This is a genomic window from Methyloceanibacter superfactus, assembly GCF_001723305.1.
GTDB classification, from domain to species: Bacteria; Pseudomonadota; Alphaproteobacteria; order Rhizobiales; family Methyloligellaceae; genus Methyloceanibacter; species Methyloceanibacter superfactus.
Genome location: NZ_LPWF01000028.1, coordinates 39,660 through 58,135 on the forward strand (window position 1 = coordinate 39,660; position 18,476 = coordinate 58,135).

Below are 18,476 nucleotides of genomic sequence, written 5' to 3' on the forward strand. Positions count from 1 at the left end.
GGGCTACCTCCATAGGCCAGCCTTAGAACGAGAACTGAGGCGCAGAGGGCAAACGGGTGAGCTGCATGACAAGCTAGCAGCTGAGATACGATCGCTGAGAGAGTGGGCTATGGCGACGTTTCCAGACCAGTATCCTCCTACGGAACGCACTCTCGAAAACATCTTCAGGCACCTTTATTGGGACCTAAAGAAGCCTGCACAGCACGACTGACAGGCTGCAGTACTACCGTCCCCACGAAACTATCCGTCCAAAGACAATTAAGTGTATCTATTACGTGGCGTTTTTTTTTGATATAATATTTGTACAGTGAACGAAAAACATTTCGCATCACACCTGAATATTCTAATCATTAGGGGATCACTATATGAATGGCATTGTACATGAATTCTCGAAATCTGATCATGAGTTCTTTGAAAGTGAAAATATACTAAATAAATTAGATAAGTCAATAAGAGAGCAAGGTTATTCAGGTTGCACAGATCTTGTTAAACTAGCATTTGCGTGCTTCTACACGCGATTCCTCGATAAACCAGCATCATTGGTTATCAAGGGGCCGTCGGGAAGTGGGAAGTCTTATGCTCTCAACACGGCGCTTAAGTTTATCCCGAGCGAAGCGTATGAGTATTTCTCAGGCATGTCAGAAAAGGCTCTGCTCTATAATAAGGGCCTAAACCTCAAGCACAGATACCTCGTGATCGGCGAGGCAGCCGGTCTTTCGGAAGGCTCAGGGAGGGCATTCCTGCGCCAGCTTCTCACTGAAGGAAAGGTCCGCTACGCAACCGTACAAAGCACGTCTGAGGGTAACGTCGGACAAGAGCTACAACCTCTTGAAGGTCCCACAGGCCTAATTCTGACGACCACGGCCAATGCTCTTCATCCAGAGGATGAGAGCCGCATGCTTTCCTATCATCTCGACGAATCCCCTGAAAGGATCCGCGAGGCGTTACTGAAACAGGCGGCAGGGGTCAAATCGAAACCGAAAGACTTAGATACCGGGCCCTGGTTTGCCTTGCATCGCTTTGTAGGCTCTCGTCCGCTCTCGGTAGCGATACCCTATGCCGATAAGCTCGCCAAAGCGCTGCCTGATACTCACTTCAGAGTGCTGCGAGACTTCCCTCACATCCTCTCATTGATCTCTGCTCATGCACTATTGCACCAATGCACCAGGGACAGAGATCAGGATGGGTCTGTAATCGCAAAGTTTGCCGACTATGAAGCTGTGTACGCTTTCGTCGCCGAGCCGCTGGCTTATGGCCTAGACAACGCGGTCCCAGAACAGGTTCGCTTTGTTGTGGAGGGCGTTCAAGAGCTGCAGGGTCAGCGGGGCGCCTCTATGGATGGGGTTAGCCAAGTGAAGCTTGCAGAGATGCTCGGTAGGGATCCTAGTGTCATAAGCCGGAACGTCGCAAAGGCGGTCAACCAGGGCTACCTCAAGAATCTAACACCGGGTCAAGGCCGGTTGGCCACTTTGTTGCCTGGGGACCGACAGCTTCCGAGAGGATCAGTGCTGCCCCATCCAGATGAGCTGAAGGGCCTCAACGAGATGCAGCGCACAAGCGCTATTTCAAGAGAATCGCTGCTGCCGGAAATTCCCTTCTAAAACTAGCCTCGCATCGTGTGATGTTCAGCGAGAAGGGCAGCGTCAGCAAACAAGTTGCCCTTCTTTGCACTTGCGCTAGCCTGAAATCGGCAGTTCAGGCGGCCTTCAGTCGCTCCATCTCCGCTTCGAACTCGAAGCGCAACTGCGCGCCTTCTTCCTCGGGCAGGCAAAGCGTCATCTGCGGAAAAATCGTGCGATAAAGGCTCGCGCGGCCCCACGGCAGCTCGTCAGCTGCGCGGGTCTCTGCCAGAATTTTGTGGAGCCGTGCCCTCACCTTGTCGGGATCTGGCCGGTAAGTGGGCGCAGCCTCCGCGCCGAACAGATCAGACTGAGCGTCTGCTGCGAAAAGGTCCGTTTCACTGGAGCGCGACATTGGTCCACTCGTGTTCCGAAGAATCGAATCACTAGAATGATGCGCAAAAACTTGGAATGGCGCGAGGGCTTCGAGCAAGTTATCCCTACTCGGGAAAAGCCGACCGGTATGCCTCGTCGATTTTTCCCATCCGGTCACAGGTGAAAGCAACGCTGTCGGCGATGGCGCGAACCTGGTTTAGCTCATCTAGTGATAGCGCCCGGCCCCTTCGCGACTTGAGATACTTCTCAAGCGCTTGATATCCACCAATCTCAAATTTCCACACGGCTTCGGGCACTGGCTTAAAGCATTGAGTGTCGTTGATGCTTATGGCCTGATCCTCGTAAGAGTAGCGGACGTCTTCGACCAGATGATCTCCATTGCCATGGTAGGATGCAAGCTCCTGCCGCGGGAACTCGCGCAACAAATGCGCTTGCACAAGCTCCCACCCGAGCTCCGATAGCTCTTCAAAAATCTTCCTAGACTCAGGAAATGGTACGCGCGGGAAATCTATGCGCAGAGATTCCGCGTAGCGGGTCCGATATGTTGGCGCGTGCAGCACCGCATAAATGTAGCCGAGGATCTCTTCCGGCGAGAAGTGATGCTCGAAGCGCGAGTCAACGAAGGCTTGAAATACATCGGAAATATTTGGGACAAGCCCGGATTGAGCGTTAGACTCTAGATACAGTGGAAAGGCATATGCCCTTTCCCGAGAGGCGCTGGAGATATAGCAATTGTCGATTATTCCGTCCGTAACTAGCGCGTGAGCCCAAGTCTCACTGCTCAGCAGGCGGCACGTGACTAGGCTAGGAAATCCGGACCGCAGATGTTTCATAACCTCATAGCCGGGTCGGCTGATAAATCCATTTGATTTGCCCGTATAATATGTGGTGCGGCTATCAAACGGTCGGTAGTTCAGTTTCTGAATGTAACGCTTGTCCGCATTCGTATTCCTGATGTCCTCTTGGGCACCCGTTACGGACCAGGCTTGAGCATCTCGGCGTAGATCAAAAACGCTACGAGCTTCCTCAGCCGGAAGACCCGCAAACGTCTTAATTCGAGCGGCAAGCTCGTCGGCACTAAAGGCCGTCGTTAGGGCGTCTCGTGCGGTGTACACACCCACGCCGAAAACGCGAAAAACATCTCTTAAGCTAAAGACGGAATCCAGCTCGGTGCCGATAACCGAATGGGGCATGAAAAAGTAGTTCGGAGTCGTTGGATGCACGTCTACGGCGTCGTCGCTTACGACCGATTCCCGACTGAGATATTGGTATTTATCAGTTCGTTTGCCTCCTATCCGAAGGTAGCGCAGCCGCGGCTCGCCCCCGGTTTTAGCGAAGATGGTGATAGCGACCCCTAAAGTTATGTCGAATACGTTTTCGTCGGGGCCTCCCTCGTAGGTGGAACCAGAGGCGCCGCCCAGATCAAGAACATAGATTTGATCAAAGGTGGCCATAAGCGATTGCCTCATGCCACGAAAAGTGACGTTTTCGAGAAAGCGGCGGTTCGTAATTACCCCGACCACACCTCGCTCAACCTCATCTATTTTTATTTGAGCAAACCGAAGAAACTTAACGTAATCGTCTCCCAGAGAATGCTTGCGCTCTCCCAGGTCGTGTCCATCCACTTTTTTGTATGCCTCGATTTGCGCTGAAATCCATTTGCCTGTGTTCTTGCTTTCGACCGAATAGGGCGGGTTGCCGATTATAACGAGAAGCCGCATGTCCTTAACTGACTGGGCTCCTTCAACTTCCTGACTAAGTGCCGGCAGAAGTAGGTTTCGCTGCGGATCTACCGGCTCTAGGGTGTTCGTGAGAAAAACTTGGAGCCGTTCTCTTTCGCGCAGTGGATGACCCTGGTCGCGCAGATATTGCGAGAGTTTCAGGTGTGCGATCGTGTAGGGAGCAATTAGGTATTCAAACCCGAACAAGTTTTTGAGCAAATGCTCGCGCACGATTGGTTCGGCCCGCCCAGCCTCCGGCCCGCCTATGTTGTGGAGGATGCGCTGAAACACCTCCAACAGAAATGTGCCGGTGCCGCATGCAAAGTCGAGCAATTTTACAAGTCGGTGATCGGCAAGGCCTTCATCAATTTCAAAAGTCTTCCTCAGAACATCGTCAACCGCACGCACGATGAAATTCACGACAGGTGGGGGCGTGTAATAGACACCGCGGCTCTTCCGCATAGCCGGGGCGTAGGCACTTAGGTAATCTTCGTAGAAGTAGATGAACGGGTCGCGTTCGAACAACCGATGCTCTTCCTCGTCGGCCGCCCGAACGTTCCGGCTGATTGCGTCTCGATGCCGAAACGACAAATCCTCGTTAATTGCCGGTAAGTTCAGTCCATTGATGATAGATAGCACCTCCTCTACTACCCAGCGAACATCGCGATATTCACGCCTCTCAAGCTCAGTGAGGAAGTCGACCAGCTCACGGATTAGCCGAAAAGATCCAGGGACATGTTCTCGCGCGTTGTGCAGCGTGATGATCTCGGTACCGGAATTCAGGCGTGCTAGAAACAAGCCGTAAGCCAACATCTGAGCGAAGGCATCTGCGAATTCCTCAAGCGTCAGCTCGTGAAACACTTGATCGCGGAAAACCTGAAAGAGTCCGTAAAGTCGGCCCTCACCCTGATCCTGCTCCTGGCGTAGGAGCTCGTCCTTCAGATAGTCGCGGAGTAACTTGCTACGCGTCGCTAACGCGAGCGCAAGTTGTTGCGCACGCCCGATGCCTTCGGGTGCGGTCGAAAGAAAGCCTTCGAGTAGCTTGGCGACTGCTCCAACTCGATCCGCTCGCAATCGGAAGTTCGGATTTTCAAAATCCGTTTGATCGCAAAGCCTCTCACTTTGCGGTGGTCCATATCTGTTGATCCAAATGAAGTGGAGATAGTCGGTCAGGACAATATTGTCCGAGAGAGTTTTGTATTTTACGATCTGATCGGACCTAAGAATTTTGGTCAAATTCTCGCCGATCAACTTGTTCTCCACGTAGCCCAGGATCATGCCTTGGCTGGAGACCTGGAAATCCGGTGCGCCCTTCTCGGCTACGCGCTTGGGCTCATGCTGGACGCTCGCAGGAGGGTTTTGTTCCGCGGCAAATGCATCGAGAAGCTCCTGGAGCGCAGGACGTCCGGACTGCTCCGTGCCTCCATCGGCATAAGCCTTCCTGAGCTCTAAGATATATTTTTCGAAGACGTCCTTCACGCCGAATCCCCCAAGCCTCATACTGTCCCGGGCGGCGTGGAAGAGGCAAGTTCCCCGGGCCTACTGCAATACTGCAATACTGCAATACACGATCAAAAAGCCCGCCCGGACGGAAAACCATCGGCCACTGGCCAAACTAAATGGCTGAAAAACCTTACAATAGTGCAAGCGATACGACCGAGGGGTATGTCAAAACTGACCCCCTAAAACACCCCCAAACGTACCCTAAATACACCCCCAATTTACCCCTCTCAGTTACCCCTCAATACCTTGGCGCGTAATGCGAGGGTGGTATGCTCGTCGGCTGGGAGGAACAGCTTCCTCAGACGTGAAGAGAAGGGACCGCACATGAAAACGCTCGCGACCATAGCGACGTTCATTGCGCTCACAACAGCAGCTCACGCTGCCGACGTATCAGGAGAGGACCTCCTTGATGCCTGCGACTCTGATCTGCATACCGGCGAGCTCGGAGCGATGAAGGAGGGCATGTGTCTTGGGTACACAATGGCCTCTGGCCAGATACTCACTGTGCTCGGTATCAGTTGTGCGCCGTCATCGGTGTCGGTGGGAGCGATGAGAGCTCTCGTCATAGAGCAGATGCGCACCGCGAAGAAAGGCGGGTTTCCACTCTCGAAGACATCCGCCAGCCAGATTTTCTATCTCGCGCTCAAGTACAAGGGATGGGTCTGTAAAGACAGACAAGCTGATGCTGATGCACGCTTCCTTCCCACGGGAAGGTAACTTGCGGTTATCAGACTGGCCACCTGCTTGTCATTCCAAACATGCCCAACAGCGACGCCTTCATAGACGATTTTGAGTCGTACAGCGGCACCGTCTCCTCGGGGGTTTCAACTGAGCATAGAGCTATCGATCACCTTTTGCGATCGACGAAGATTGGCTGACCTGGCTCAAGGTTCTCTTCCGTTTTCAAACTGAGGAATTTCTCTTCGATATTCTCGAGGCTGCATCCAATAATGCGCAGAGGCCCCCTGTCCCCCTCCGTACCCCCTTCTGTCACAGCTACGTCACAGCGAAGGTTACAAGGACGGGCGGTTTGCGTAGCTCAACGAAAGATCGTAAACTGCGTAAGCAGCTGATCTTACGATCTTTTGTGAGGAGCCCGCAGGGCGACGGACGGTAGAGCACTACGTTGACATCGTAGGGGTCACTGGTTCGATCCCAGTACCGCCCACCATTTCTTCCATCCCATCAGGCCAATCGGATCGCGGCGAGACCGGGCAGAGGCTTCTGGATCGGTGGCACGCGTGGCGCGATGCGGGGCCCTGGCTTTCGGCCAAGCCGCTCGGCCGGTTCATCTGAACCCGGACCGGTCTGACGCTGTAACGCACATGGGTGGCGCCTGAGCGCGCGTTGAGCTCGTCACTCTCGGCGCGGGCCTTTTCCTCGCTGTCGAAGCAGAGGAACCCGCCATTCAGCATGACCGGGTTGGACGCGGGACCGAAAATGCTACGGGCGCTGCGTTGAGCCCAAACCACAAAGATATAGGTGTCGGTTTGCATGGGAGACCCCCGTCTCTAGCGGACACCACAGCCCAACGCGCCGCGGCCCTTTCGGTTCCACCGGGACGGCCGCTTTGGAAATTGGCTTACATCTTCTGCCGTGAGGTCCTGGGCTTCAGGTTTTCCGCGCGCGATTGTTGGTCTAGGCTTGCTATCTCCGTGTTACCCCGCGAAGCCTTCAGGTGAAGCCACTGATGCGCCCTTCGTCTCCCATCCGGCTCATTGTCCGGCTGGTCTTTATCGCCGTCTTGGTGTTTTCGGTGCCGGCCGCGGCGCTGGCCGTCCTCTATCTGAAGTCGTTCGAACCGCTACGGCGGAGCAATATCGAACATCTCCTCAGCGATGCCATCGATATCGAGGTGGAGGTCAGAGGGCCGATCCAGATCAGCTATGACTGGGAACCGACGATAACGATCGCCGATCTCGTGGCGGTCGAATCCGAGCTGCCCTCCGACCTCAAGGCGATGTCGGCCAAGTCGCTCAGCCTCAAGCTGCCGCTCGTGCCGCTCCTTGCCGGTCAGGTGCAGCTCAACACGCTTGTGGTCGATGGGCTCAAAGTCGCCATCGAGATTCCCGAGGGCGGCGCGCCCGAGGACGTGGACGGTGTCGACGTATCCGAGGTTATCGGCGATTTCCTCCGGTCGCGGTTCGCCGACGACCTCACCCTGCACGACGCCGCGCTCGACTACGTCAATATGGATAGCGGGTTCCGTCTTCGCTATGCGTTCGACGAGATCGTCACGACACCCGCCGGCGATGGCGGGGTCACGGCGGCGAGCGCCGGCAGTCTCAACGGCGAGCCGTGGAAGCTCGAGGGTAAGGTGGAGCCGCCGGGCGACGACGAGGATGAGCGCAAATTCACGCTGTCGGTGATCCACGCCGGCCTGAGCAACACGCTTGCCGGTACCTATAGCTTCGGTATGTGGGGCGACACGGTCGACATGACCTTGGCGTCCTCGACGCCGGACCTGAAGCGCTTTCTCGACATTTACGGCATCAGCGGCGACATGGCGGGCCGGGGCAAAGTCCGGGCGCGACTAGCCGGGTCGCTCGACGCGTTGAAGGTTTCGGACCTTGCGCTCACGCTCGCATTCGAGAGCGGCGGTAAATATCAGCTCACCGGCGGGATCGGCGACATCGCCGCAGGAACCGGGCTCGACCTTTCGCTCACGGGCTCGTTCGCGCAGAAGCCGTTGGCCGAAGGCGAACAGGCGCCGATCTACGATCTCGGCATTACCGGATTCAACGGCCGGATCGAAGGACCGCTCAACGGCGCGTCGGTGCGTGACTTCCATGTGTTCACCAGCTCGGTCACGGCAAATCTTCGCGACATTGGGCCGATCACCGCCGAGCGGCTCTTTAAGGACAAGCAAGGCCGGCTCGGCATCTACGATGTGCTGGTGCTGGCCGGCGATCCGCAGCGCCCGAGCGTGCGCGTGGCCGGTACCGTCAAGGACATTCTGGCGTTCCAAGGGGTTGACCTCAAAGGCGAGATCGATTTTCTCGCCGCCGACTTCCTCGACTTAGCGGCTGAAGAGCATGCGGGGGAGCTCGGCCATCTGTCGGGCCATATCGCGCTGTCCGACGCGGATGGCTCGCTGGGCATCGAGTCGCTGACGGCCAACGTGACCGACAGCTCGCTGATCAAGCTCGCCATCGATCTGGTGTTCGACGACATCCCTGAAGTGAAGGAGCTGAAATTCGCCGCCCATCTCGACATCCCCCGGTTCAAGCCGTTCGCCGCGGCGCTCGGCAGTCAGGTGGATGAGGTGGGCGCGGTCAAGTTCGACGGCTCCATCACGGGAAGCGACGAGCGGATCGTCATGGCCGGCACCACGCTGGTCGGCCAAACGACGCTGAAGGGCTCGCTGGCGGGGGCGCTGTCGCAAGGCAAGCCGGTGCTGTCCGGCGATATCTCCACCGCCCTGCTGCATCTCGCGGACCTGCTGAAGCTGGCCTCGATCAACGCGGTCTACCAGGAGAATGTCGACGAGGCGGACGCAGACGTCTTCGACTATTCGAAGGTCTGGGAGTCCTTGTTCGTCGACCTCAAGATCAAGGTCGCCAAGATCGCCGGCGGCGGCGACGGTGCAAGCAATATTGACGGCCGGGTGACCTATCTCGCGGGCGTCATCGGCTTGGAGCCGCTGACCCTGAGCTATCTCGGCGGCAAGGCGTCGGCGAACGGCAAGATCGACACGAACCCGGCGCAGAACAACTTCGCGCTCAAGGGTGGCGTCAACAATCTGCAGATCGGCGCGGTGCTGAAAGAAATGCAGGTCAGCTATCCGGTGAGCGGCGCGCTGAACGTCACCTACGACCTTTCGGGGGCCGGGAACACCAAGGCGCAGATTCCGCGCTCGCTGAACGGCTCGCTCTCGGTCTCGCTGCGCAATGGCTGGATCGGCACAGGCCTGCTCGATCTTACCGGCATGAGCCTGCCGGCGTGGCTCCTGACGCGCGGGGAGCGCGGCGGTCAGGCGACGCTGGTCTGCGCGGTCGCGCCGTTCTCGTTCAAACAGGGGCGGGGCAGCACGCGCGGGCTGGTCCTGGAGACGCGCAACGTGCAGGTCGTCGGTGTTGGCTATATCGATTATCGCTCCGACCGGGTCGATCTCCATTTCAAGCCGCAAGCGCTACAGAGCCAATTCATCAAGATCGCGCAGCCCTTCGCCATCCAAGGCAAGCTCGGCAGTCCGAGCGTGAGGCTGACCGGCGCGCCGGTGGCGGGCGCCGTGGTCGGCACGCTCGCTTCGCCGCTCAACCTGCTCGCCACGATCGTCCAGCCCAAGGCGGGGACGCCGGGGCGCGTGCCTTGCCGCGTGGTGCAGACGGCGCAACGCGCCCGCGGCGGCAACGCACCCGCCGCCAATCAGCCGCGCTCGCGAGGCCCGCTCGGCTTGGGCATTCTGGGCGGCCAGGGCCGATAGGGCTTGCTCGCTAAATGTCGACGGTCACCTTGAACCCGCCATAAATCAAACGTTTGCCGTCGAACGGCATATCCTTCCCGGACATCATGCCGGCGAGGCGGGGATCCTTTATCACCTTGGCGTTGACGCGGTCGCGATCTTTTCGCGACTTGTAGACGATGTAGGAGAAGAACACGGTCTCGCTGGGCTTCATCTGCACGGCTCGCGGGAAGGAGGTGAGCTTGCCCTTCTTCACGTCGTCGGCGATGCACTCACGAAACTCGAGCGCGCCGTGCTCCTTCCAGATCTTGCCGGCCTTGCGCGCCAGACGCTTGTAGGCATCGACGTTCTTCTTCGGCACAGCGACGATGAATCCATCGACATAGGGCATTGCTCTGTTCCTATTCCTTCGGTTTCTCGCAGTTCACCATCCACTGGGTGCCGAAGCGGTCGACGAGCACGCCGAACTTGTGCGCCCAGAATGTCTCTTCCAGAGGCATGATCTTCATGCCGCCCTCGACGAGGGCGCTGAAGACGCGCTCCGCTTCGGCGGGTTCCGAAATGTTGAGGGTGACCGACACACCTTGCATCGGCTTGTAGTGCTCTGGCCCCGCGTCCGAAGCCATGAGGACCTGGTCGCCGACGATCAAGCGCGCGTGGGCGATCTTCTTGCGCATGTCGTCGGGGATGGGGTTTTCGCCCGGCATGTCGCCATAGGCCAGCATGGCGACGATCTCGCCGCCAAGAACCTTCGCATAGGTCGTCATCGCCTCCTCGCAGGTGCCGGCAAAATTTAGATACGGATTGAGTTTCATTCAGGCGCTCCTCGGAAATAACAGCTAGGCATCGGCGAGATGGTTCTCGAGCTTGTCGAAGGTTCCGGTCCAACCGGCCTGCATGGAGTCGCGACCCTCGTCGAAGGTCTCGCACTCGGTGTCGCTCGCCTCGTAAGGGAGCCATTCGATTGTGACGGTGGTCTTCTCGTCTTTCTCGGCGAAGCTGATCGTGGTGTGCATCAGGAGCGGCCAGTCAGGGGCCATCGGGTGCCGTGTGACTCCGCCTTCCGGGTCAGAGAAGGAATTGATGAACACGAGCTTTTCCTTGGGCACGATCTCGCGGAAGAGCATTCGGCCCCACATTTCCTGACCTTGCGGTGACACGAGAAGGTAGTGGAACTTCCCACCGGGCCTGAGGTCGAGCATTTTCACGTCGGCCTTGAAGCCTTTCGGGCCCCACCACTGGGCCATCTGCTCCGGCTCGGTCCAGGCCTTCCAGACACGATCCAATGGGGCATTGAAGGTCCGGGAGATGACAAACTTCTGGGTGGTTGCGGTGCTCACACGCTTTCTCCTTCGAAGGCGCGCTCGAGCGCCGCGATGTCGAATTTCTTCATTTGCAGAAATGCCTTCGTGACGCGCTGCGAGGCGGCGTGGTCGTCGCCCGTCAGCATGTCGTAGAGCGCGGTCGGCACCACCTGCCAGGAAAGGCCGAATTTGTCCTTGAGCCAGCCGCAAGGACCTTCCTCACCGCCATCGGCGGTGAGCTCGGCCCAGTAGTCGTCGACTTCAGCCTGGTCCTGGCAGCGGATCTGAAACGAGATCGCCTCGCTGAACTTGAACAGAGGGCCGCCGTTCAGCGCGGAGAATAACTGCCCGTCCAGTTCGAACTCCACGGCCATCACCGAGCCCGCCGGCATGCCGTGAATGTCGTGGCCCTCTTCGCCGTAGCGGCTGACGGTCCTAATGCGTGAATTGTCGAAGACGGCGCAATAGAACTTGGCGGCGTCCTCGGCTTGCGTGTCGAACCACAGGCACGGCGTGATCTTTTGCTGGATAATGGGCATGGCGGTTTCCTGAGTTACGCGGCGACAAAACGTTCGAGCTTGTCGAGGCAGCCGGTCCAGCCCTCGCGATGGCGGTCGCGCGCGGGCGCATCGAAGAACTGCTCGTGGATCAAGGTGAGGAGCGAGCCGTCGCCGTCGGGCTTGATGAGAACAGTGACCAGGCTTTCGCGCTCGGGCATGGTGCGCCATGACCAGGTGAACACCAGCTTCTCGTTCGGCACCACCTCGCGGTAGACGCCGCTGACGTGGTGCTGCTCGCCGTCCTCGGTGTCGAAGGCCACGGCGTAACGGCCGCCGGTGCGCACATCGGTCTCGGCGTGCTTCACGGGTCCGGCATCGGGGCCGAACCACCTCACGATTTTTTCGGGGTCGGTCCAGGCGGCGAAGACTTTTTCCGGTGTGGCATTGAGACGACGTTTGAGGGTGAGGCTTGGCTTGGTTGCGAGATTGGCTTGGGCGGGCATGACTTGGGGGGGCATGGGTCGTCCTCCACAAAGGCCGCGAGCCGGTCGAGCTGCTCGGACCAAAAGCGCTGATAGTGGTTGAGCCAGTCCATGGCTTGCTCCATGGGCTCGGCGGTCAAGCGGCAGGTGACGGTCCGGCCGGTCTTCTTGCGGGTAATCAGCCCCGCGTCCGACAGCACGTTGAGGTGCTTCAGGACCGCCGGCAGCGACATGGCGAAGGGCTCGGCAAGCTCGCTGACCGAGAGCGCCTTTTGCGTTTCGAGCTGCGCCAGCAGCGCCCGCCGCGTGGGATCGGCCAGAGCGGCGAAGGTGCGGTCGAGCGCTGCGTCTTGATACTTAACCATTAGGTTAAGTTATGAGCCCGGGAAGGATTTGTCAACCTCCGTGGCATTCAGCGTCATCTGCAAGCTATGCGCGCATGAAATGTTTAGGAAATGGCGGTCTAAACGCTCCAAGCGGATAGTCCGCTTTCCCCCCTTTCGCGGGGGCTAAGTCTTTGGACAAGTCTATGGAGAAGACACTCATGCGGATCTTTGCAGCAGCTCTCGCTCTCACCTTTGTCACCGGTGCGTCCGCCTATGCGATGGACGAAGCGCTCACCGAGCAGCAAATGGAGGGCGTGCAGGAGACGATCAGAGGTATGGGGTGCACCGTCGAGGACACCAATATCGAGATGGAAGACGGTGGCTACGAGGCAGACGACGTGGTCTGCAAGGACGACGGCAAGTACGACGTCTATCTCGACAAGGACTTCAAGGTCACCAAGAAGGTCAAGGAAGACTAGTCGGCCGAAGTCTCCGAGAATTCACGCCCCGGGGCATGCCCACAGCATGCCGCGGGGCGTTTTTTTGTCCGGTGTCCATCGTGTTGACAGAACCGGCCGGCCTCACCTATGGTCCGGCCAACTCGCGGGCGGCCTTCACCAAAGGGCCGCCTTGCCTCGTTTTTAGCCGAATGGATGGCTTTGCCATGAAGATCAAGAATTCACTGAGGTCCTTGCGCGCGCGCCATCGGAACTGCCGGGTGGTGCGCCGCCGCGGGCGGCTTTACGTCATCAACAAGACCAACCGCCGTTTCAAAGCCCGCCAGGGCTAAGCCTCGGTACGACCCCAGGTCTTTTTCATCTGGGGTCTTCTTACCTGGGGTCTTGGCGTGGAATTGCTTTGACGCATCCTGCGCCGCGCTCGTACCTTTCCAGCATGATCAAGGATCCGAACTCCGGAAGCATTGCGCTCGCGGCCGGCGCGCTGCTGTGGTTGGGCCTATGGAGCGCGCCCGCGCTCGCGGCCCCGCCTGTGGTGCTGGCGCAGATCTATCTCGACACGCTGGGTGACGAGCCCGAAGACGGCGAAGACCCTGCTCTGGACGAGCCGCAGCTCGATTTGCCGGGCCTTGACGGCGACTTGGACCTTCCCGGTCTGGATGGGGGACCCCAATCGGCCGTGCCGCAAGGGGCCCAGCCGCACGAGGCCGCCCCCGTGCTGCGCCCGGATCTCAAGGAGAATGCCGACGAGTCCGCACCGCCGCAGTCAGCGGAGGAGACCAAGGACAACAAGCTCGACCTTGAGCTCGGGGATTTGCCGGTCATCGCACCGCTGGACCGGCCGAAACTGCTGGCGCAGCTTTACGATCAGCTCGGCGCGGCGCGGAATAGCACGGCTGCGGAGCCGATCATGCAGGCCATCGAGGAGTTGTGGACGGTCTCGGGCAGCGACACGGTCGATTTGCTGATGAGCCGGGCCACGCAATTTGCCAACGAGGCCGAAGTCGACCTCTCACTCTCCATTCTCGATGCTATTGTCGACATCGCGCCGCAGGAGGCCGAGGTCTGGTATTTGCGGGCAAAGGTGAACCTGCTCAAAGGCAAGCCCGAGCGCGCGCTGGCCGACCTGCGCCGGGCCCTCAGTCTCGATCCCAAGCACTACCGCGCCATCAGCGATCTCGGCTTGGTGCTCGAACGGATGGGCGCCAAGAAGGAAGCGCTGGAAGCGTATCGCCGGGCGCTGGCCGTCAATCCGTTCCTGGAGGACGCGCAAGCGGGCGCGAGGCGCTCAAGCGCGAAGTCGAAGGCCAGGACATCTAGGCGCCATCAGACGCCGCGCCTGTCCCAATTTCCAGCGAAATAGGGCTGCTACTCGTCCGAGCCGTCGCCGACAGTGGCGATGCGCAGCAGGTTGGTGGCGCCTTGGGTGCCGAGCGGAACGCCAGCCGAGATGATGACCTGCTCGCCGGGGAGGGCGAACCCCTCCTGGTAGGCGATGCGGCAGGCCTTCTCCACCATGTCGTCGAGATCGCGCGGATCGTCGGTCAACACGCAATGCAGCCCCCATACCAGCGCGAGCTTGCGGCCGGTGGAGGGGATCGGCGTCAGCGCCAGGATCGGCTGCTGGGGCCGCTCGCGGGCGGCGCGCAACGAGGTGGCGCCGGTGGCGGTGTAGCAGACGATCGCCGCCAGTTTCAGGGTCTCGGCCACCGTGCGGGCCGCGGCCGAGATGGCGTCGGACTCGGTGGCTTGCGGGTCGATGCGCTGGGCGTGGATGATCGCGGCGTAAAGCGGGTCGCGCTCAACTTCCTTGGCGACGCGGTCCATGGTGGCCACGGCCTCGACCGGATATTTGCCGACCGCCGACTCCGCCGAAAGCATGACCGCGTCTGCGCCCTCGAACACGGCGGTGGCGACGTCGGACACTTCCGCCCGGGTGGGGACGGGTGCATAGATCATCGATTCCAGCATCTGGGTGGCGACGACCACGGGCTTGCCGGCGTTGCGCGCGGCGCGGCTGATCTGCTTCTGGAGGCCGGGGACCTTCTCCACCGGCATCTCGACGCCTAGATCGCCGCGCGCCACCATGATCCCGTCGGCGAGATCGATGATCTCTCTGAGATGGTTCACAGCGGACGGCTTCTCGATCTTGGCCATGATGGCGGAGCGGCCGCGCGCGATCTTGCGCGCCTCGGCGACATCCTCGGCGCGCTGAACGAAGGACAACGCGACCCAGGCCACGCCGAGAGACATGGCGCATTCGAGATCGGCGCGGTCCTTGTCGGTCAGCGCGCCCATCGGAATGACGGTGTCAGGCAGGCTGATGCCCTTGCGGCTGCCGAGTACGCCGCTCGTCATTACCTCGGCGTCGATGCGGACATCGCTCGCCTCGACGACGCGCAGCTTGAGCTTGCCGTCATCGAGCAGAAGCACATGGCCCTGCTCGACGGCCTCGAAGATTTCCGGGTGCGGCAGCTGCACGCGGCCCAAGCCGCCAATCGCCTCACGGCGGACGAAACTCAGGATGTCGCCTTGGGTGAGCCGGATGGCGCCGGACTCGATCTTGCCGACGCGCAGCTTGGGGCCCTGCAAGTCCACCAGGAGGCCGATCGGACGGGAGAACTCGGTCTCGAGCTTGCGGGTGATGGCGTGCACCTCGCGCAACCCGTCATGGGTGGCGTGGCTCATGTTCACGCGGAATACGTCGCGCCCGCCTCGAACAGGCGCCGCATCGTCTCTTCGTTGGTGGAGGCAGGACCGAGCGTTGCGACGATCTTGACCCGGCGGTTACGCCTCATTGGGACTTTGCTTCACCATCCGGATCGGTAAGACGGACGGTCCAGTCCCGCTCCTCGCCGGTATCAACTTCGAAGAATCCGGTACGTTTGTGGCCACGCTTTTCACAGTCAGCGGTGTCTCGGATGGTGAAGGATTTGTCGTCGGTGCACATGAAGAGCCTGCCGGCCCATTCGCCGCCGCGATCGTAGTCGACCGCGTGGATGTAGTAGAAGCGGCCAATCAGCACGCCCTTAAGCAGGGTCTCGCACGTATGGGAGGCGATGTTCCACCACCCCTCGCTGGCCCAGCCTTCCATGTCCTTGTAGCCGATCGACACGCCGACGCGGCTCGCGGTGGTGTTGCACAACTTGAGATCGGCATGCGCGGGCGTGGCGCCGAGCCACATGGCCAGGCCGAACAGCAGGGGTCCGCAGAGCCGGAGCAGCGAGCGCCCGGGAGCAGTCCTGGGCGGCGTCGCCAATTCGTGGGTTGAAGTCACCATCAGTCTCTCAAGTCTGAAATTCGGTTAACGAACTCCGAAAGGTAGCATCGAATTGGTTGCATTTCTCTGACCGGCCGGAGTCGATTATAAAGCCTGTTGGGCTTCGTCAATCACCGCGGAAAATCGTGGGTAAATGCGTCGCAACGTGGGCTTTTTAGCGTTACTTGTTGCCGCGGTGCGGGGCGGAAGCAGTTGGAAAAGTGCGACGATGATCGCGGGGAGTTGAGCCTGGACACTCTTGTACAAGAAAAATCGGGCGAAAAGCCATACCGGAACATCGAAGGGGATCTGAGCCTCGGCCTTCTCATCCTTTGCGATCATGCGGAAAACCGGATTCCTGAGGAATATGGGACACTTGGCCTCAGGCCGGAGGACCTTCACCGGCATATCGCCTTCGATCTCGGGGCCGCCGAGGTGGCGGCGCGGCTTGCCGAGGCGCTGGGCGCCCCCGCGGTACTCAGCCGCTTCTCCCGCCTCCTGATCGACCCGAATCGGGGGCCGGACGATCCGACCCTCGTCATGCAACTGTCCGATGGGCTCGTGGTCCCCGGCAATGTGGGTTTGAGCCCTGGCGAGATCGAGGCGCGGATCGAGCGCTTCCACAGGCCCTATGATGAGGCCGTCGGCCGGGCGGTCGAGGCGGGCATCGCCGCTGGCAAGCCGCCGGTGATCGTCTCCATTCACAGCTTCACCCAAGCCTGGAAGGGCGTGCCGCGGCCCTGGGCCGCCTCGGTGCTGTGGGACAAGGACCCGCGCTTCGCGCTGCCTCTGCTCGATGCCTTGCGGACCATTCCCGATGTGGAGGTGGGTGACAACGTGCCGTATTCCGGCCAGCTCAAGGGCGATACGCTGTACCGGCACGCCACGGAGCGCGGTCTGGCGCATGCGCTGATCGAGCTGCGCCAGGATCTGATCTTCGGGGCAGAGGGCCAGGCCGAATGGGCCGGACATCTCGCCCGGGTCTTGCCGATGGCGCTCAGCGCCGGCGAACGGCTTCACGAGATCGAGTATCACGGCTCCAACACCGGCGCATCGATGCAGCGAAGGGATGCGGACATCATGGATGACAAGACGAGGACGGAACTCGAAGCCGCGGCTTTCCGGCGGCTCGTCGAGCATTTGCGCGAGCGCACCGACGTACAGAATATCGATCTGATGGAGCTCGCCGGCTTCTGCCGCAACTGCCTGTCGACCTGGTATCTCGAGGCGGCCGACGAACGCGGTATCGCGCTCGGCAAGGACGCTGCGAGGGAGATGGTCTACGGCATGCCGTATGACGAATGGAAAGCGAAGTACCAGACCTAGCGGTCGTGAGACGTATGTCAGGCAGGCGTAAAAAACTGCAATAAATCATTATCTTACTGGTTTCCTGCGCCATTCTGGGTGCCGTCGCGGGTCACGCATGCCGGGGCTCTGGATAACCGGGAAAAGCGCCGCTGCCAGCTTGCTGCGGTCGGCGATCGGGACCACTCTCGCCTTTCATCGAATCATCACAAACGTGCGAGGGGCCTAACGTGTCGCTACAGTCATCAGCCAAAGATCAGCTTCGTACCATCGTGGCCCGCATCGAGCGGCTGGAGGAGGAGAAGGCGGCGCTCTCCGTGGATTTGCGCGAGGTCTACGCTGAGGCCAAAGGCAACGGCTTCGATGTCAAGGCGCTGCGCACGGTGATCCGCTTGCGCAAGTTGGACGAGACCAAGCGGCGCGAGGAAGAGTTGATCCTCGACACATATCTCCATGCGCTCGGCATGACGCAGGCCGACGCCGATGCGGAGTCCGAGGCGGCCTAGCCTTTGACTGAGAACCCGGCATCCTTCGACATCGTCGACATCGCACTGCGACTCGGGGCGGCCGTCGTCGTCGGCATGCTGATTGGACTCAACCGGGATCTCGCCGACAAGCCGATCGGCATGCGGACCCTGGGTCTCGTATCGCTCGGCGCGGCGATGGTGCCGATCTCAACGATCCACTTTCAGGGTCTCGCGGACAGCCCGGAATCGCTTGCGCGTGTGATCCAAGGTGTCATCCAGGGCATCATGGCCGGCATCGGCTTCATCGGCGCCGGCGTGATCCTGCGCGATTCCGAATCGCAAACGGTCAAAGGGCTGACCACCGCTGCCACCGTGTGGGTGACGGCCGCGCTCGGTATCGCCTGTGGCCTTGCGGCGTGGCAGATCGTCGGCCTGTCGCTGGTGCTGGCCGTGTTTCTGCTGATCGGGGTGGCGTGGATCGAGGACGCCTTCGAGAAGGCGCGGAAGGCCAAGTAGCGGCGCCAGGTCTCTCGCTTAGCGCCGGGCGAGGCGGGTGGGAGCAGGCGCTTCCAGCTCGGCGTACAGGCTCTTCACCGCATCACCGGAGAATTTCTGGGCGCTTGCCAGGCCGCGATAGCCTGAGGTGCTGCGCAGCGTGAACGCCGTCGGCCGGTCCATATCGTCGAACAGATAATCAAGGTTGCCCTGCTCGGGATGGACGAGGGGGGCGATCTCGCGATTGTTCGCAATCGAGGTGTCCGTCATCAGGCTCGCGGTCTCGAAGGGCACGT

General features: G+C 60.0%; 20 protein-coding genes and 1 tRNA gene. 10 read left to right on the forward strand and 11 right to left on the reverse strand.

Annotated elements, in window-relative coordinates:
* The first annotated feature begins 365 nt into the window (after positions 1–365).
* Entirely contained in the window at positions 366–1,601 is a 1,236-nt protein-coding gene (locus tag AUC69_RS10865) for a hypothetical protein (protein ID WP_141700745.1), read from the forward strand.
* Positions 1,602–1,695: 94 nt separating this feature from the next.
* Here the strand turns inward: AUC69_RS10865 and AUC69_RS10870 are convergent, their stop codons facing one another.
* Positions 1,696–1,974 carry a hypothetical protein gene (locus AUC69_RS10870; RefSeq protein WP_069442174.1) on the reverse strand — a complete coding sequence of 93 codons (279 nt, stop codon included), beginning with the start codon at positions 1,972–1,974 and terminating at the stop codon, positions 1,696–1,698.
* An 85-nt stretch (positions 1,975–2,059) separates the two neighbouring features.
* Complete coding sequence (locus AUC69_RS10875; RefSeq protein WP_158008091.1) at positions 2,060–5,155, reverse strand: type ISP restriction/modification enzyme; 3,096 nt, start codon at positions 5,153–5,155, stop codon at positions 2,060–2,062.
* Between the two features lie 348 nt (positions 5,156–5,503).
* On the opposite strand from AUC69_RS10875, the gene AUC69_RS10880 reads away from it, so the two are divergent.
* The 3 genes from AUC69_RS10880 (at position 5,504) to AUC69_RS10890 (ending at position 9,605) form a co-directional block, all read left to right on the forward strand.
* Positions 5,504–5,896 carry a Rap1a family protein gene (locus AUC69_RS10880; protein ID WP_069442176.1) on the forward strand — a complete coding sequence of 131 codons (393 nt, stop codon included), beginning with the start codon at positions 5,504–5,506 and terminating at the stop codon, positions 5,894–5,896.
* A 306-nt stretch (positions 5,897–6,202) separates the two neighbouring features.
* Positions 6,203–6,350 (forward strand) — tRNA-Val (locus AUC69_RS17505).
* Between the two features lie 519 nt (positions 6,351–6,869).
* A complete protein-coding gene (locus AUC69_RS10890; RefSeq protein ID WP_141700746.1) occupies positions 6,870–9,605 on the forward strand; it encodes an AsmA family protein in 2,736 nt (911 codons plus the stop codon).
* Positions 9,606–9,615: 10 nt separating this feature from the next.
* On the opposite strand, the gene AUC69_RS10895 is transcribed toward AUC69_RS10890, so the two are convergent.
* Genes AUC69_RS10895 through AUC69_RS10920 form a run of 6 tightly spaced genes read right to left on the reverse strand, consistent with a single transcriptional unit; the run spans position 9,616 to position 12,235 of the window.
* Complete coding sequence (locus AUC69_RS10895; RefSeq protein WP_069442178.1) at positions 9,616–9,975, reverse strand: DUF1428 domain-containing protein; 360 nt, start codon at positions 9,973–9,975, stop codon at positions 9,616–9,618.
* A gap of 10 nt (positions 9,976–9,985) precedes the next feature.
* A complete protein-coding gene (locus AUC69_RS10900) occupies positions 9,986–10,399 on the reverse strand; it encodes a VOC family protein (protein ID WP_069442179.1) in 414 nt (137 codons plus the stop codon).
* Between the two features lie 24 nt (positions 10,400–10,423).
* A complete protein-coding gene (locus AUC69_RS10905) occupies positions 10,424–10,924 on the reverse strand; it encodes an SRPBCC family protein (RefSeq protein ID WP_069442180.1) in 501 nt (166 codons plus the stop codon).
* Positions 10,921–11,427 (reverse strand): VOC family protein, encoded by a 507-nt coding sequence (locus AUC69_RS10910; protein WP_204377316.1) that lies wholly within the window; start codon positions 11,425–11,427, stop codon positions 10,921–10,923. The genes AUC69_RS10905 and AUC69_RS10910 overlap by 4 nt, the downstream gene beginning before the upstream one ends.
* A gap of 14 nt (positions 11,428–11,441) precedes the next feature.
* Positions 11,442–11,891: an SRPBCC family protein gene (locus AUC69_RS10915; RefSeq protein ID WP_069442181.1), complete on the reverse strand. Its 450-nt coding sequence runs from the start codon at positions 11,889–11,891 to the stop codon at positions 11,442–11,444.
* A complete protein-coding gene (locus AUC69_RS10920) occupies positions 11,780–12,235 on the reverse strand; it encodes an ArsR/SmtB family transcription factor (RefSeq protein WP_069442182.1) in 456 nt (151 codons plus the stop codon). The genes AUC69_RS10915 and AUC69_RS10920 overlap by 112 nt, the downstream gene beginning before the upstream one ends.
* A gap of 179 nt (positions 12,236–12,414) precedes the next feature.
* Between AUC69_RS10920 and AUC69_RS10925 the strand changes: the two genes are divergently transcribed.
* From AUC69_RS10925 to AUC69_RS10935, 3 genes are all read left to right on the forward strand, one after another.
* Positions 12,415–12,675, forward strand: coding sequence for a PepSY domain-containing protein (locus AUC69_RS10925; protein WP_141700747.1), 261 nt, complete (start codon positions 12,415–12,417; stop codon positions 12,673–12,675).
* A gap of 185 nt (positions 12,676–12,860) precedes the next feature.
* Positions 12,861–12,986: a type B 50S ribosomal protein L36 gene (gene ykgO, locus AUC69_RS10930; RefSeq protein ID WP_069442279.1), complete on the forward strand. Its 126-nt coding sequence runs from the start codon at positions 12,861–12,863 to the stop codon at positions 12,984–12,986.
* Positions 12,987–13,090: 104 nt separating this feature from the next.
* Positions 13,091–14,017: a tetratricopeptide repeat protein gene (locus tag AUC69_RS10935; RefSeq protein WP_069442184.1), complete on the forward strand. Its 927-nt coding sequence runs from the start codon at positions 13,091–13,093 to the stop codon at positions 14,015–14,017.
* Between the two features lie 5 nt (positions 14,018–14,022).
* Here AUC69_RS10935 and pyk read toward each other — a convergent pair whose 3' ends face one another.
* Both pyk and AUC69_RS10945 read right to left on the reverse strand, forming a co-directional pair.
* Positions 14,023–15,348, reverse strand: a complete 1,326-nt coding sequence (gene pyk / locus AUC69_RS10940; RefSeq protein WP_425283531.1) for a pyruvate kinase — start codon at positions 15,346–15,348, stop codon at positions 14,023–14,025.
* A 100-nt stretch (positions 15,349–15,448) separates the two neighbouring features.
* The gene (locus tag AUC69_RS10945; protein WP_083239342.1) at positions 15,449–15,934 is read right to left on the reverse strand and encodes a DUF1036 domain-containing protein; all 486 of its coding nucleotides are present in this window, start codon (positions 15,932–15,934) and stop codon (positions 15,449–15,451) included.
* A 222-nt stretch (positions 15,935–16,156) separates the two neighbouring features.
* Between AUC69_RS10945 and AUC69_RS16415 the strand changes: the two genes are divergently transcribed.
* The 3 genes from AUC69_RS16415 to AUC69_RS10965 all read left to right on the forward strand — a co-directional run bounded on the left by AUC69_RS16415 (position 16,157) and on the right by AUC69_RS10965 (position 18,201).
* On the forward strand, positions 16,157–17,239 hold the full coding sequence (locus tag AUC69_RS16415; RefSeq protein WP_158008092.1) for a DUF1244 domain-containing protein: 1,083 nt from the start codon (positions 16,157–16,159) through the stop codon (positions 17,237–17,239).
* A 209-nt stretch (positions 17,240–17,448) separates the two neighbouring features.
* Complete coding sequence (locus tag AUC69_RS10960) at positions 17,449–17,724, forward strand: DUF2312 domain-containing protein (RefSeq protein ID WP_083239343.1); 276 nt, start codon at positions 17,449–17,451, stop codon at positions 17,722–17,724.
* Positions 17,725–17,727: 3 nt separating this feature from the next.
* Positions 17,728–18,201 carry an MgtC/SapB family protein gene (locus AUC69_RS10965; protein WP_069442188.1) on the forward strand — a complete coding sequence of 158 codons (474 nt, stop codon included), beginning with the start codon at positions 17,728–17,730 and terminating at the stop codon, positions 18,199–18,201.
* Positions 18,202–18,219: 18 nt separating this feature from the next.
* On the opposite strand, the gene AUC69_RS10970 is transcribed toward AUC69_RS10965, so the two are convergent.
* Positions 18,220–18,474, reverse strand: a complete 255-nt coding sequence (locus AUC69_RS10970; RefSeq protein WP_069442189.1) for a hypothetical protein — start codon at positions 18,472–18,474, stop codon at positions 18,220–18,222.
* Positions 18,475–18,476 lie beyond the last annotated feature (2 nt).

Excerpts from the sequence above, each read along its gene's own strand:
- AUC69_RS10945 (WP_083239342.1), bottom strand. The coding sequence starts at position 15,934 with ATGGTGACTTCAACCCACGAATTGGCGACGCCGCCCAGGACTGCTCCC.
- AUC69_RS10890 (WP_141700746.1), top strand. The coding sequence starts at position 6,870 with ATGCGCCCTTCGTCTCCCATCCGGCTCATTGTCCGGCTGGTCTTTATC.
- AUC69_RS10870 (WP_069442174.1), bottom strand. The coding sequence starts at position 1,974 with ATGTCGCGCTCCAGTGAAACGGACCTTTTCGCAGCAGACGCTCAGTCT.
- AUC69_RS10920 (WP_069442182.1), bottom strand. The coding sequence starts at position 12,235 with ATGGTTAAGTATCAAGACGCAGCGCTCGACCGCACCTTCGCCGCTCTG.
- AUC69_RS10910 (WP_204377316.1), bottom strand. The coding sequence starts at position 11,427 with ATGCCCATTATCCAGCAAAAGATCACGCCGTGCCTGTGGTTCGACACG.
- ykgO (WP_069442279.1), top strand. The coding sequence starts at position 12,861 with ATGAAGATCAAGAATTCACTGAGGTCCTTGCGCGCGCGCCATCGGAAC.
- AUC69_RS10900 (WP_069442179.1), bottom strand. The coding sequence starts at position 10,399 with ATGAAACTCAATCCGTATCTAAATTTTGCCGGCACCTGCGAGGAGGCG.
- AUC69_RS10865 (WP_141700745.1), top strand. The coding sequence starts at position 366 with ATGAATGGCATTGTACATGAATTCTCGAAATCTGATCATGAGTTCTTT.
- AUC69_RS10935 (WP_069442184.1), top strand. The coding sequence starts at position 13,091 with ATGATCAAGGATCCGAACTCCGGAAGCATTGCGCTCGCGGCCGGCGCG.
- AUC69_RS10915 (WP_069442181.1), bottom strand. The coding sequence starts at position 11,891 with ATGCCCGCCCAAGCCAATCTCGCAACCAAGCCAAGCCTCACCCTCAAA.
- AUC69_RS10895 (WP_069442178.1), bottom strand. The coding sequence starts at position 9,975 with ATGCCCTATGTCGATGGATTCATCGTCGCTGTGCCGAAGAAGAACGTC.
- AUC69_RS10925 (WP_141700747.1), top strand. The coding sequence starts at position 12,415 with ATGCGGATCTTTGCAGCAGCTCTCGCTCTCACCTTTGTCACCGGTGCG.
- AUC69_RS10880 (WP_069442176.1), top strand. The coding sequence starts at position 5,504 with ATGAAAACGCTCGCGACCATAGCGACGTTCATTGCGCTCACAACAGCA.